Raw genomic sequence first — 12,891 nt, 5'->3', positions numbered from 1 at the left:
TCGCCGCCATCAACGGAGACCACCCGCACGCCTGGCAGCCGACGACGCTGCACCGCGGGCCGCCGACCTTTCCTCGTCGCCGCCATCCCGCTCACACTCAGGCGGCACGGCACCCGGCCGGGGCCCTTGAGCGGGGTACCTGCTCAGCCGCCCGCCCGGACCGCGAGGGGACTCGCGCCTCCCCGGTTTCACGGGAAACGTGGCTCAGCGGTGGCTCAGGACGTTGACCACGCGGCCGTCGGGGTCGCGGGCGAAGAACCGCCGCACGCCCCACTCCTCGTCCTGGAGCGGGTGCACGATCTCCGCGCCGCTCGCGCGGACCGCCTCGTACACCTCGTCGACGTCGTCCACCTCCACGCTCATGTCGGGGACCACCGGCGCGGTCGCGTCGCCGGTCATGAGGCTGACCTGCGCCGTCGGGACGGCCGTGGACGCGAGCGTCACGATCCACCCCAGGTTCATGGCCTCCTCGAAGCCCAGCAGCCCATAGAACCTCCGGCCCTCCTGCGGCCTCTGCGAACGGACATTGGGCACGACGCGGCGGACGGCCATCGACGGCTCCTCACACGGATCGGTACGGTCTCGGACCCCGTCATCGTCCCCTGGGGGCATCGGCGGCGTCTTGCAGGAATGGGAACCGCCCGCGCTCAGTCCACCAGCCCGTTCCGGTAGGCGTAGACCACGGCCTGGACGCGGTCGCGCAGGTCGAGCTTGGTCAGGATGCGCGACACGAACGTCTTCACCGTCTCCTGGCTGATGACCAGCGTCGCGGCGATCTCCCCGTTGGACAGCCCGTTCGCGATCAGCCGCAGCACCTCCAGCTCGCGCGGGGTGAGCGGGACGTCCCCCGGTTCGGTGGACGACGGGCGGATGCGGGTGGCGAACCGGCCCACCAGCCGACGCGTGACCTCGGGGTCCAGCAGCGCCGCGCCGGTGGCCACGGTCCGGATGCCGTGCAGGAGCTGCGACGGGGGCGCGTCCTTGAGCAGGAAGCCGCTGGCGCCCGCGCGCAGCGCCTCGTAGACGTACTCGTCCAGGTTGAACGTGGTGACCACGAGGACCTTGACGGGGCGCTCCACCCCGGCCCCGGCCAGGCGGCGGGTGGCCTCGATGCCGTCGAGCACGGGCATGCGCACGTCCATCACCACCACATCGGGCCGCAGCCTCCCGGCCAGGTCGACCGCGGCCCCGCCGTCGCCGCACTCCCCCGCGACCTCCAGGTCGGGCTGGGCGTCGACGATGGTGACCAGGCCGGTGCGGATCATCGCCTGGTCGTCGCAGATCAGGACCCGGATCGGCGCGCTCATGCCCGACCGCCCGCCGGGGCGCGGGCGGGGATGCGGGCGTGCACGGTGAAGCCCCCGCCCTCCTCCGGCCGGGCGGTGAAGTCGCCGCCCAGGACCTCGACGCGTTCGCGCAGGCCCACCAGGCCCCGTCCGCCGCCGGGGGAGGCCCCGTCCACGGGCCCGGTGCGGTCCGCGGGGCCGCCGCGTTCGGTGCTGACGGTCACGGTGATCTCCTCGGGGCGGTGGCGCACATGGACGGAGGTGGGGCTGCCGTGCGCGTGCTTGATGGCGTTGGTCAGGGCCTCCTGCACGACGCGGTGCGCGACGAGCCCCGCGCTGCCGGGGGAGGCCGACGGCTCGCCCTCCTCGCTGAACTCGACCGGCTGCCCGGCCCGGCGGGTCCGCTCGACCACGGAGGCCAGGCCCTCGTCGGAGGAGGGGTCGGAGTCGTGGTCCGGATTGAGCACGTCGAGCAGGTGCCGCAGGTCGGTGATGGCCTGGCGGCCGGTGTCGGTGACCGACGTGAGCGCCTGGTCGAGGCGGTCGGGCGCGGCGGTCAGGTAGCGCGCCGCCTCGGCCTGCACCACCATCGCGGTCACGTGGTGGGTGACGACGTCGTGCAGCTCGCGGGCGATGCGGGTGCGCTCGGCGGTGCGGGTGGCCTCGGCGACCAGGCGGCGGCGGTCGGCCTCGGCGGCGCGGAAGGAGCGCAGCCACGCGCCGATCCCCCAGGCGAGGGCGAGCGCCGCGTAGTACATCACCCACTCGGGCAGGGACTCGCCCGACCCGATCCGGGACAGCGCGAGGGCCAGCGCCACGTACGCCACCGAGCCCGCGGCCATCGCGGTGCGCCGGTACCGGGCGAGGTGGGCCCCCGCGCTCATCAGGGCGATGGGCATCGCGGTGCCCGCGTACAGGTGGTAGCCGTTCAGCTGGTCGAGCGAGAAGCCGACCGCCACCAGGGCCAGGGAGAGGGCGGGCAGGCGCCGGCGCGCGGCCAGGGGCAGGCATTGCAGGGCCGCCGCGAGCAGCCCGAGGGAGTCCATCGGGCGGTCGGGGACGCCGCCGAGCTGCGTTCCGTGGTTGTGCAGGTCGGGGATGAGCGAAGCGGTCAGGAGCAGGAGGGCGAGGGGGAGGTCCCGGAGCGTGACGTCGAGTCGCTGCCACAGGAGGGGGAGCCGCCGGAGCGTGGTCACCGGGGAAGTGTAGTGGCGGGGCTCCGGGCGGCGTGTCCCCCGCGCGAGCGACAGGAAGGTGTCCACTCCGCGGGGACGACCCGGAGGCGGCCGGATCCGTAGCGTCATCCCCCGAACCCGGCGCTCCGCGCGCCGCGCCTTCTCCCGCCCCGCTTCGCCTTCTGGAGGCCCCCATGTCCCGCACCGTCCGGGTGACCACCCTGACCGCACTGTGCTGCACCGTCCTCGCCGCCGGGTGCGGGACGGTCTCGGAGGAGGTCGGCGCGGGGATGGACGAGGTGAAGAGCGACCTGGAGTCCGCCGCGGACGACGTGGCGAAGAACGGGGAGCTGTTCACCGGGACCAAGATGCTGGCCACCGACCGCGGGGAGGTGAACGTCTCCTGCTCCGGCGGGCCGGTGGACGAGCGGCCGGTCGTCGTCCTGCTGCCCGGGATGGGGGACGGCTTGGACACGATGGCCGACCTCCAGGAGGCCGTGAGCGAGAAGGACCGGGTCTGCTCCTACGACCGGTTCGGCGAGGGCGAGAGCGACGCGCCGGAGGGGGAGCAGAGCATCGCCGACGCCGGGGAGACCCTCACCGCGGTGCTCGACGACGTCGCCCCGGACGGCCCGGTCGTCCTGGTCGGCCATTCGCTGGGCGGGCTGATCGCCGCCCGGTACGCCCCCGACCACCAGGACAGGGTGGCGGGGCTGGTGCTGTTGGACGCCACGTCCCCGACGATGATCGACGACATCACCGGGGTCATCCCGGAGTCGGCCGAGGGCGAGGGCGCCGAGGTGCGCACGCAGAACCTCGCCCTCTTCGGAGGCGAGAACCCGGAGATGATCACCATCGACAGCGACCCGGAGGTGCGCTCGGCGGGCGACATCCCGACCGAGGTGATCCAGCACGGGGTCCAGTACCTGGGCGAGATCCCCGAGTACGGCGATGACCTGGAGCGGGTGTGGACCGAGGGCCAGGAGAAGTGGCTGGAGGTCTCCGAGAACAGCGAGCTGAGCACCGCCGAGGAGAGCGGCCACTACATCCACGTCGACCAGCCCGACGTCGCCCTGGAGGCCGTCCGGCGCGTGACGGACGAGGCCGCCGCCTGAGCCCTCGGCCCCTGGACCGGCATCCCTGGGGGATGGGGATGCCCGCATGAGGGTCCGCTCGTCGGCGCGTGCGGTGCCGACGAGCGGGCTCGCGTGCGTCCCGCCCTCCGCGCCCACCGTGTTCTCCGGGGAGTCGACATGCGGGTTCGCAGGCACATCGCCCTCCCCGCATGTCGACCCGGGTCGTGCCGGCCCGCCCGGCCCCTGAACCCCGGCCCGCAGGGCGGTTCCGGTCGGGTATCGGGTCGACCGGGGCCATGGCCGCCTCGTGGGCGTTCCAGTACCTTGGTCCCGATTTCGAGTCGCGCCGGTTCCGCAGCCGCAGCCGTAGACGCAGCCGCAGACGCCGCGCCGGTCCGAGGGAGGGGCGGGAGGGGCGATGCCGGGCGTCGGGCAGTGGGTGGGCGGGTTCCGGCTGGTACGCGAGCTGGGGTCGGGCGGCTTCGGCTCGGTGTACCTGGGCGAGGACCCCTCAGGGCGCCGGGCGGCGGTCAAGGTCCTCCACCCCCACTTGGCCAAGGACCCCCAGGCGCGCCACTACTTCGCCCGGGAGCTCGTCAGCGCCCGCAAGGTGAACGGCTTCTGCGTCGCCCGGATCCTGGACGCCGACGCCGAAGGGGAGCGGCCGTGGCTGGCCGCCGAGTACATCGACGGCCCCACCCTCGCCGCGGAGGTGCGGCGGAACGGGCCCCGCACCGGCGCCGACCTGCACCGGCTGGCGGTGCAGACGGCCACCGCGCTGGTGGCGATCCACGCGGCGGGGCTGGTGCACCGGGACCTGAAGCCGGCCAACATCCTGCTCGGGGCGGACGGGGCCCGCGTGATCGACTTCGGGATCGCCCGTGCCCTGGACGCCGATACGCGTTCCGCCACCCAGATCGGCACCGTCGGCTACATGGCGCCCGAGCAGTTCGAGGGGACCTCGCTGGGGACGTCGGCGGACCTGTTCGCCTGGGGCGCCGTCATCGTCCACGCCGCCACCGGCCGGGACGCCTTCCCGGGCCCGACGTCGGCCGCGCGCATGAACCGGGTGCTGACCCGGCCCCCGGAGACCGGCGACCTGGCCGATCCGCTGCTCGGTATCGTGCTCGCCTGCCTGGAGAAGGCGCCGGAGCGGCGACCCACCTCCCGTCAGGTCCTGGACATGCTGCTCACCGGCTCCGCACCGGGGTCCGGTGCGGCCGCGGTGACGGCGCCCTCGCCCCGGACACGAGGCGACGGCGCAGACGACGGCACCGGGGGCCCACCGGCGGGGGACGCCTCCCCCGCGGATGAGGCGCTGACCGAGCGCGCCGCCGGAGACGACACCTGGGCCGTCCCCGGCCCCAGGCCCACCCGGCGCCGCCTCTTCGCCCTGCTGGCCGGGGGCACCGCGGTCGTCCTCGTCGCGGCGGGGGCGCTTCTCTGGGGGCAGGTGGGCCGAGGAGACTCGGACGAGGGGGCCGAGCGCGGCTCCGACTCGGAGGCCGAGTGGACCTATACCGACCTGAACGGGCACAGCGGGTTCGCCACGTCGGTCGACTTCAGCCCCGACGGCCGGACCCTGGCCAGCGTGGGCAGGGACGGCATCGTACGGCTGTGGGACCTCGAGACGGACGCGGAGTCCGCCACCATCGACCCGCCCGACGGCATTCTCTGGTCGGTGGCGTTCGCCCCGGACGGTTCCGCCCTCGCCACCGGCGGCAGCCTCGAGTACCCGAAGGTGTGGGATCCGGAGACCGGGGAGGAGGCCCTCTCCCTCTCCGAGCACCCCTGGGGGGTCAAGGACGTGGAGTTCAGCCCTGACGGAGCCCTCATCGCCACCGCCGGCAGCTCCGACTCGGTGAATCTGGCGGACGCGGACACCGGTGAGGAGACCACCGACTTCGATATGGAGGACGGCGATCCCCTGTCGCTGGCGTTCAGCCCCGACGGCACCACCCTCGCCGTCGGCACCAACCACGGATTCCTGCAGTTCTGGGACGTGGAATCCGGCGAGCAGGGCGCGCCCTCCAGCGACCTGGACAACTGGGTCTCCGGTGTGGCGTTCAGCCCGGACGGCGGCACCGTGGCCAGCGCGGGCCCGGGCATCCGGCTGTGGGACCCGGAGACCGGTGAGGAGATCGCCGTCGTCGAGGACGGCGAAGGCGGGTACGAGGGGGTCGCGTTCAGTCCTGACGGCGAGGTGCTCGCCGCCGGGAGCGGCGGGCTGACCGTGCGGCTGTGGGACCCGGACACCCTTGAGGAGGTCGCCGTCCTCGAGGGCCACCGGGCCGTGGTGACGGACCTGGAGTTCTCCTCCGACGGCGAGATGCTCGCCGCGGCGCTCGATAACGGCCAGGTCCGCCTGTGGAAGGCCCCGTGAGCGCCGCTTCGCCCGAGGGCCCGCCGGGTCCCTAGGCTCCGTGGGCGGGGTCCGGGGCGCTGCGCAGCCGTTCCTCCAGTGCGTCCAGGAGGCCCGGCAGGTCGGGGGCGACGGCGGCGTCCCGCAGCGTGGAGGCGTTGAGGAAGCCGGAGTCGACGAGGCCCTGCAGCGCGTCGAGCATCGGTGTCCAGAAGCCCCCCGCGTCGAGGAACCCGACCGGCTTGGCGTGGAAGCCCAGCTGGCGCCATGACCACACCTCGAAGATCTCCTCCAGCGTGCCGAGCCCTCCGGGCAGGGCGACGAAGGCGTCGGCGCGGTCGGCCATCAGGGCCTTGCGCTCGTGCATCGAATCGCACGTGACCAACTCGGTCACGTCCTCGTGCGCCCACTCCCGCTCGACCATGCTCGTCGGCATGACGCCGACGACCTCGCCGCCCGCCTCCAGCGCGCTGTCCGCGATGGTGCCCATCAGCCCTCTGCGGCCACCGCCGTAGACGATGCCGATTCCGCGCCGCGCCAGCTCCTTGCCCACGCCGGCCGCGAGTTCGGCGTGGGCGGGGTCGTGGCCGTCGGCCGAGCCGAGAAAGATGGCGACACGTCGCATGAAGGTCTCCGGGGGTGTGTGGCGGAGGGTCCGGTCCACCACATGTACACCAATGGGAAGGGGCCGCCGACAGGAAGGGAGCCCGGGCCGGGGCGGCCGCGGGCTCCACGACATGTTCGAAATGTTCGAGCGCCGGAGGTCCTCAGTCTCCCGAGACGCTCTCCTGCGACCGGGAGGCGTCCGATCCCTCGATCGTGAAGGTGCCGATCACGGTCTCGCCGTCGCGCTCGTAGAGCGGGATCCGGACGTCCGGGATCGCGCCCTCCTCCTGGGCCTCGATGTGCTCCAGGACCTCTTCCCGCGTCTGGTCGGGGCCGTTGAGGTCGTCGGCCTTGACGTAGCCGAGCGTTCCGTCGTCGCCGTAGGCCTCGATGAGGTCCGGCTCCTCCTGGGGGGTCCGGGCGTCCAGGGCCGAACCGTAGGTCTCGCCCTGGGCGTTGGTCGCGTACGACGGTGCGGTCCGGGCGGGGCCGCCCTCGGGGAGCATCAGCGACGATGCCTGGGCCCCGACCGCACCGGCGGCGATGAACGCGGCCGTTCCGAGGAACGCGGTGAGCAGCCTGCTGCGCTTGGTCCTCATGATTCCACCGGATCCCTAGAAGCTGATGTTGGGGCTGCGGAACGTGTAGTAGTTGTCGTACCCGTTTCCGTTGTAGTGGCGGGTCACTCCGTAGCTATTGTACGAGCCGCGCCCGCAGCCGTTGGAGTGCCGTGAGGTCGAGATCCCGCTCGCGGTTCCCGAATTGTAGTACCAGGGCCCCTGCGAGCACAGGGAGCTTCCCTTGAACAGGCGCGGGCGCGCGCCCATGTATCCCGTCGGCAGGTTCCCGCTGCGGGAATTGTTCCGCGTGGCGGCGTAGAGGTTGTAGTTCGCGCTCTGGTCGCTCACCACGGCCTGGTTGGTGTAGTTCTTTCCGGCGATCGGGCCGATGTAGCCCAGCGGGCTGCTGGCCGTCGCGGCCAGCGCGGGCGGCGTGGCCAGCCCGAGGGTGAGGCCGATCAGTGCGGCGGCCGCCACGGTGCGGCGGCGCCCGGGGGTGGGGGATGTCCTCATCGCGTGTATTCCTCTGCGGAATTCAGTGGGGGATCGCATTCGCGATTGGAGGCCGGGCGTTCATCGGATCCGCGCCCGTTCACCGGGCGGTCGAAAATGGATCTTGTTCGCGCTCGGCCGGATTCGACACGCCGACACTACCCCTGGAGAAATGGTCCGGCAACGGTGGGTGACGGGCGGACTCCGGTGTCACCTGTGCACACGCCGAAATGGCCGGATCGGGTCACCGGTGTTTTTCCTGTTATGTCTCGAACGCCCTGGGGGAAACTATTCGGTCCCGGTGGTGGAGGAGGAGTTGCCGGGTCTGGTGTGCAATACCTCGCGGGCCTGTTCGGCAGCGCGGAGGATGCTCTCGCTGACGAAATCGCTGAATCGCGCGATGTTCTCCAGGCGGGCGGCGGCCGGGGTGTCGCGGCCCAGGACCCCGACGCCCCGCCGCGCGGTCTCCGAGATCTGCGCCAGGCCGTGGGCGCCGGCGACCGTCGACCGGTACCAGACGTCGTCGTTGACGATGTAGCGCTCGCGCCGCCCCGTGTCCCTCTCCCGGGAGATCAGCCCGAGCTCGTCCAGGCTCGCGACGGCCTTGGAGACCGACGCCGGGCTGGTCCCCAGGTGCTGGACGAGTTCGGAGGCGGTGAGACTGCCGGACGGGGAGATGAACAGCGCGGCCAGCACCCCGGCCGCCATCTTGGGCAGGCCCTGCTGCATGAGGAGCGTGGTGAACTCCTCCTCGTACTCGCGTACCGCCTCGTCGTCGATTCCGTTCTCCCGCGTCCGCGCCTGAGCCCCCTGGGGGCGGGTGGGCCTGCTGCGCCGGGCGCGGCGCTCGCTCGCGCGCTGGGCCAGGTCCGAGCGGTAGCCGTTCGGCCCGCCGTTGCGCATGACCTCGCGCGTGACCGTCGACGTGGGCCGCTCCAGGCGCCTGGCGATCTCCGCGAAGGCCAGCCCGTCGGCCAGTCCCAGCGCGATCTGCTGCCGCTCCTGCTGCGTGAGCCTGCTTCCCGACACCCTGTCTCCCCCCGTCGTATGGGCCCGATGCCGCCAGCGTAGCGTTACCTCCACGCCCAACGCAACGAGACGGCCGTTGCTCATTGCGTTAGATCGTCGCTCGACGCAATGATTTTATGGCTCTTAACTGCAAATATGTGATTCGATCGCAACGATGACATTGCGTGGATCGTGAAGGCAACGTAGCGTTTCGTTCATCGGAAACGACGAGCGAACGCAGGAGACAGCGATGCAGACCTTCACCACCCCCGCCCCGATCACCGCCGTCCTCGACATCCCCGCCGGCCGCATCCAGGTCGTCGCCGCCGACCGGGCCGACACCACCGTCGAGGTCCGGCCCGCGAACGCCGCGAAGAGCCGCGACGTGAAGGCGGCCGAGCAGGTCGCGGTCGAGTTCGGCGACGGCGTCCTGCGGGTCACGGCGCCCGCGGCCAAGAACCAGTACTTCGGCCCCTCGGGAGCCGTCGAGGTCACGGTCCAGGTGCCCGCGGACTCCGACATCGACGCGACCTCCTCCTGCGCCGGGTTCCGCGGCGTCGGCCGGCTCGGCCACGTCGCCGGGCAGGGCCTGGGCGGCGCCGTCCGGATCGACGAGGCGGCGGGCGCGCACCTCACCGCCTTCGAGGACGTCTCGGTCGGCCGCCTGGGCGGCCCCGCGGAGATCAGCACCCAGAAGGGCGACGTCACCGTCGACGAGGCGGTGTCCGGCGCGGTCGTCCTGGCCACGCAGATGGGCGACGTGAGGGTCGCCGCCGCCCCCGGGGTCTCCGCCTCGCTGGACGCCGGGACCGGCCACGGCCGCGTCGACAACTCCCTCAAGAACACCGACGGCACCCCCGGCCTGGCCATCCGCGCGACGACCGGCCAGGGCGACATCACCGCCCGCGCCCTGTAGTGGCGGCCACGAGCACGGACGACGACCGGCACGACCACCGGAACGACCACCAGGAGGACCCGATGACGAAGCACAACGCGAACGACGGCGGCCAGTGGTCCGGCATGGTGCCGGTCGACGACACCGCCCTGGCTGTCACCGACACCGGCGGCGCGGGAATCCCCGTGCTCTACCTCAACGGCCAGTTCGCCACCCAGGGCTACTGGCGGCGCACCATCGCCGAGCTGGGAACCGGGTGGCGCCACATCACCTTCGACGAGCGCGCGAGAGGAAAGAAGTCCGGGCTCTCGGCCGACTACTCCTTCGAGGCCGCCGTGCGCGACGTCGACGCCGTCCTGGAGGCCCGGGGCGTGGACAAGGCCCTGGTGGTGGGCTGGTCCTACGGGGCGGTCGTGGCCGCGCACTGGGCGAAGCGCAACCCCGACCGGGCCCTGGGCGCGGTCCTGGTCGACGGGGCCTTCCCCTACGACTGGATGGACGAGGCCATGGAGGCGCGCATCCGGACGCTGTTCCGCCGGGTCGCCCTGATGGCGCCGCTGCTCCGTCCGACCGGACTGCTCCCGAGGATGAACGCCGAGGAGATGGCGGTCAGCAACATCGAGCTCGGCCGTCTCTCCCTGGAGAGCGAGCTGGGGCCGGTGCTGGACGCCATCACTGTTCCCACCCGGTACGTCGTCGCCTCGGGCACCTCCTTCGGGAGCCGCGGCGACGAGCAGGAGCGGATCCGCACGAGCCTTGACGAGGTCACCGCCCGCAACCCCCGCATCAAGGTCAGCGCGAAGGTCGCCAGCAACCACGGCGCGATCCTGAAGAAGGACGCCGCGGCGATCGCACGGGCCGTGCGCGACGCCGACGCGACCCGGCGCGCGGAGCAGAAGCGCCAGGACCCGGCCGACGCCTGACGGCCACCGCGCCCACACCGCTCGCACCGCCCCGACACCGTCGGGGCGGTGCGGTGCCGTTTCGGGGAGCGATGGCGGCCATCGAGGCGCCGGGCCCCTTGTCACCAACGCGGAAGACGAGCGGCCACACGGCGGCCGAGTACGACTGAGGCGGCCCATGGGCCATGTACGGGACAGCCCTCAGGAAGAGCTGCTACTCCAGGTCGTGGCGGAAGGTCGTGACAAAGCAGGTGACCCAGCCGTCGGTGTCGCGGCCGAGCCAGGTCGGGTAGACGCCGTCGCCTGCGCCCGAGGGGAAGACGGCGACCTGGTGTTCGCCGGACGGGGCGGTGACGACCGCCGGGATGGCGTCACACCCCGAGATCGCGTCGTCCATCTCCTCCAGCGCCGCGTCATCGGCGGCCAGAGCCCCGTTGGTCCCGGCGTCCAGGAAGCAGCTGCGGCCAGAGTCGACGCCATAGCCGTAGAACTCTTCACGGCCGCGCAGCAGCGCGGGCTCCCAAGCCACCGAGGGGGTGTCGCGGATGAGCAGGCGGGCGGCGGCGATCCCGTCCTCGTAGGGGGACGTGTCGGGGTACTTGAGATCCTGCACGGTGATGCGCGAGACCGACACGGGATAGCGTCCGGGCCGGACACGCTCGGTGTAGGGAACCAGTTCCCGGTCGCCGACGAAGACCGGATCGTTCACGAGCACTTCGCCGCTGGGCAGCCACAGTTCGCCGAAGGTCTCCACCGAGACGGTCAGCATCTCGTCGAACGGGTCACCGATGATGGTGGTCCCCGTGTTCCGGTGGGTGCGGCCGTGTTCGAAGTACTGGTCCAGGTTCGGCGCGATGATGGACAAACGGGCTCCCGAGAGCGGTGAGTGCGGAGGGGCTGCCGGTTCCGGGCGAGGCCGCCGCGGCCTCGATCATGGGGGACCCCTGCCGTGCCGGGAAGGGGGCGCCGGTGGGGACAGCCCTGTCTACCGCATGCGCCGTCCTTAAGCGACCCCCTCAGCGCGGCGCCGGGCGGCCATGCCTTCTGCCGCGCCCGCCAGGACCGTTCCCACCGGGAGATCAGCGCCGGGTGGACGACGGCGTACCGGAAGGGCGCGATGGCGGCCATGTACAGCCGGCCGAACCGGGCCGGAACCGGCCGGTGCCACGCGGGACCCGCGACAGGGTGGCCCGGGTTTCGGAGGAGAGGCATGTCGACATGTGGTCATGCCGTTATGGCGCTCTGCGGGTTCGGCGTCCCCATGAGTGATCGCGGCGCACGGCCGCAGGGCCGGGTGCGCGCCGGTGGCCGGGGGCGCACCCCGCCGCCGCCGGACGGGGGGCGCGCGGACGGCGGCCCGTCCCCCGGCACGGGCATGGAAGCACCGTCATTCCCTGGATCCGGTGCGATTAAAGCCGATGACCGTCATCGGCCTCGGCCCTTGTTCCCGTCGAGGCCCTACGCAACCCTGACATAATGCTCAATAACCGCGAATTAATGCACAGTTCATGAATTGATTATCCGGTAAGAAATCGTGCGGCCGAGCGGGCGGGGCAACGGGGGTGGGGCGCCAGGGGGCGCCCCGGTCGCCGCCAATGCGTCCGCGCCGCGGTGCCCGACGCTTTTCAGGTGCCCGACCGGAGCGGTACCTGCTCCGGACGGGGGCGACGATCCCGCACGGCGATCCCGTGCGGTACCGCAGCACGGACATTGAACGAAAGGCGCGATGGACGCCATGTACGTGACGCATCCCGCTCCTCGGAACGAGGGCGAGCGAAACGGCCTCCACATCGACGTCCGGGTCCTCGGGGCCGTGGAGGCCGCGCGCGACGGGGTCCCCCTGGCCCTGGGAGGGCAGAAACAGCGCGCGATCCTGGGGATCCTCTTGGCGAACCTGGGACGGCACGTCTCCGCGGACGAGATCGTCGACGAGGTCTGGCGGGACGCCCCGCCCCCCTCGGTGAAGGTCTCCCTGCACAGCTACGTGTCGCGGCTGCGCGCCCAGCTCGGGGGCAAGGAGGCGCTGCGGCGCCGGGGCTCGGCCTACCGCCTGTGCCTTCCGCGCTCCGCAGTGGACGCGGCCCGCTTCGAGCGGGCCGCCGACGAGGGCTTCGCTGATCTGCGGCGGGGCCGGCCCGGCGACGCCGTGGGCCACTTCGACCGCGCACTGGACATGTGGGCCGGCTCCCCCTTCGCCGACCTGCACGAGTACGCGTTCGCCCGGCACGAGGCGGACCGGCTGGGCGCGCTGCGGCTCACCGTCCTGGAGGAGCGGGCCGGGGCGCGGCTGCGGCTCCGCGACGGCGGGGCCGACCCGCTGCTCCGCCAGGCGTGGGAGGAGAACCCGATGCGCGAGCGCCTGGCCGCCCGCCTGATGTACACGCTGTACGCCGACGGGCGGCAGGCCGAGGCGGTGGAGGTGTTCCGCCAGACGCGCTCACGGCTGGTGGAGGAGCTCGGCCTCGACGTCTCCCCCGAGCTGTCCCGGGCGCACCTGGACATCATCCGGCGCCGGGTGTGACGCCCCGG

General features: G+C 72.5%; 13 protein-coding genes. 5 read left to right on the top strand and 8 right to left on the bottom strand.

What is annotated here, in order from left to right:
• Positions 1-204: 204 nt before the first annotated feature.
• The 3 genes from O4J56_RS23195 to O4J56_RS23185 form a co-directional block, all read right to left on the bottom strand.
• Positions 205-552: a VOC family protein gene (locus O4J56_RS23195; protein WP_270688629.1), complete on the bottom strand. Its 348-nt coding sequence runs from the start codon at positions 550-552 to the stop codon at positions 205-207.
• A 95-nt stretch (positions 553-647) separates the two neighbouring features.
• Positions 648-1,307 (bottom strand): response regulator, encoded by a 660-nt coding sequence (locus tag O4J56_RS23190; RefSeq protein ID WP_270688628.1) that lies wholly within the window; start codon positions 1,305-1,307, stop codon positions 648-650.
• Positions 1,304-2,482, bottom strand: a complete 1,179-nt coding sequence (locus O4J56_RS23185) for a sensor histidine kinase (RefSeq protein WP_270688627.1) — start codon at positions 2,480-2,482, stop codon at positions 1,304-1,306. The genes O4J56_RS23190 and O4J56_RS23185 overlap by 4 nt, the downstream gene beginning before the upstream one ends.
• Before the next feature lie 173 nt (positions 2,483-2,655).
• Between O4J56_RS23185 and O4J56_RS23180 the strand changes: the two genes are divergently transcribed.
• On the top strand, positions 2,656-3,576 hold the full coding sequence (locus O4J56_RS23180) for an alpha/beta fold hydrolase (RefSeq protein ID WP_270688625.1): 921 nt from the start codon (positions 2,656-2,658) through the stop codon (positions 3,574-3,576).
• A gap of 379 nt (positions 3,577-3,955) precedes the next feature.
• A complete protein-coding gene (locus O4J56_RS23175; RefSeq protein WP_270688624.1) occupies positions 3,956-5,920 on the top strand; it encodes a serine/threonine-protein kinase in 1,965 nt (654 codons plus the stop codon).
• A 31-nt stretch (positions 5,921-5,951) separates the two neighbouring features.
• On the opposite strand, the gene O4J56_RS23170 is transcribed toward O4J56_RS23175, so the two are convergent.
• The 4 genes from O4J56_RS23170 to O4J56_RS23155 form a co-directional block, all read right to left on the bottom strand.
• Positions 5,952-6,524, bottom strand: coding sequence for an LOG family protein (locus O4J56_RS23170; protein WP_270688623.1), 573 nt, complete (start codon positions 6,522-6,524; stop codon positions 5,952-5,954).
• A 142-nt stretch (positions 6,525-6,666) separates the two neighbouring features.
• Positions 6,667-7,104, bottom strand: coding sequence for a hypothetical protein (locus O4J56_RS23165; protein WP_270688622.1), 438 nt, complete (start codon positions 7,102-7,104; stop codon positions 6,667-6,669).
• Between the two features lie 15 nt (positions 7,105-7,119).
• On the bottom strand, positions 7,120-7,578 hold the full coding sequence (locus O4J56_RS23160) for a hypothetical protein (RefSeq protein WP_270688620.1): 459 nt from the start codon (positions 7,576-7,578) through the stop codon (positions 7,120-7,122).
• Between the two features lie 267 nt (positions 7,579-7,845).
• Positions 7,846-8,586, bottom strand: coding sequence for a GbsR/MarR family transcriptional regulator (locus O4J56_RS23155; protein WP_270688618.1), 741 nt, complete (start codon positions 8,584-8,586; stop codon positions 7,846-7,848).
• Positions 8,587-8,815: 229 nt separating this feature from the next.
• Between O4J56_RS23155 and O4J56_RS23150 the strand changes: the two genes are divergently transcribed.
• Together O4J56_RS23150 and O4J56_RS23145 are read left to right on the top strand one after the other, a co-directional pair.
• Positions 8,816-9,481: a DUF4097 family beta strand repeat-containing protein gene (locus O4J56_RS23150; RefSeq protein ID WP_270688617.1), complete on the top strand. Its 666-nt coding sequence runs from the start codon at positions 8,816-8,818 to the stop codon at positions 9,479-9,481.
• A gap of 62 nt (positions 9,482-9,543) precedes the next feature.
• Positions 9,544-10,383 carry an alpha/beta fold hydrolase gene (locus O4J56_RS23145; RefSeq protein WP_270688616.1) on the top strand — a complete coding sequence of 280 codons (840 nt, stop codon included), beginning with the start codon at positions 9,544-9,546 and terminating at the stop codon, positions 10,381-10,383.
• A 193-nt stretch (positions 10,384-10,576) separates the two neighbouring features.
• Here O4J56_RS23145 and O4J56_RS23140 read toward each other — a convergent pair whose 3' ends face one another.
• Entirely contained in the window at positions 10,577-11,227 is a 651-nt protein-coding gene (locus tag O4J56_RS23140) for a DUF4241 domain-containing protein (RefSeq protein WP_270688615.1), read from the bottom strand.
• An 861-nt stretch (positions 11,228-12,088) separates the two neighbouring features.
• Here O4J56_RS23140 and O4J56_RS23135 point away from each other — a divergent pair.
• Complete coding sequence (locus tag O4J56_RS23135; RefSeq protein ID WP_270688614.1) at positions 12,089-12,883, top strand: AfsR/SARP family transcriptional regulator; 795 nt, start codon at positions 12,089-12,091, stop codon at positions 12,881-12,883.
• Positions 12,884-12,891 lie beyond the last annotated feature (8 nt).

Origin of the sequence: Nocardiopsis endophytica (assembly GCF_027706725.1) — a bacterium.
Lineage (GTDB): Bacteria > Actinomycetota > Actinomycetes > Streptosporangiales > Streptosporangiaceae > Nocardiopsis_A > Nocardiopsis_A endophytica.
This window is presented reverse-complemented; position numbering and strand designations above follow the sequence as displayed.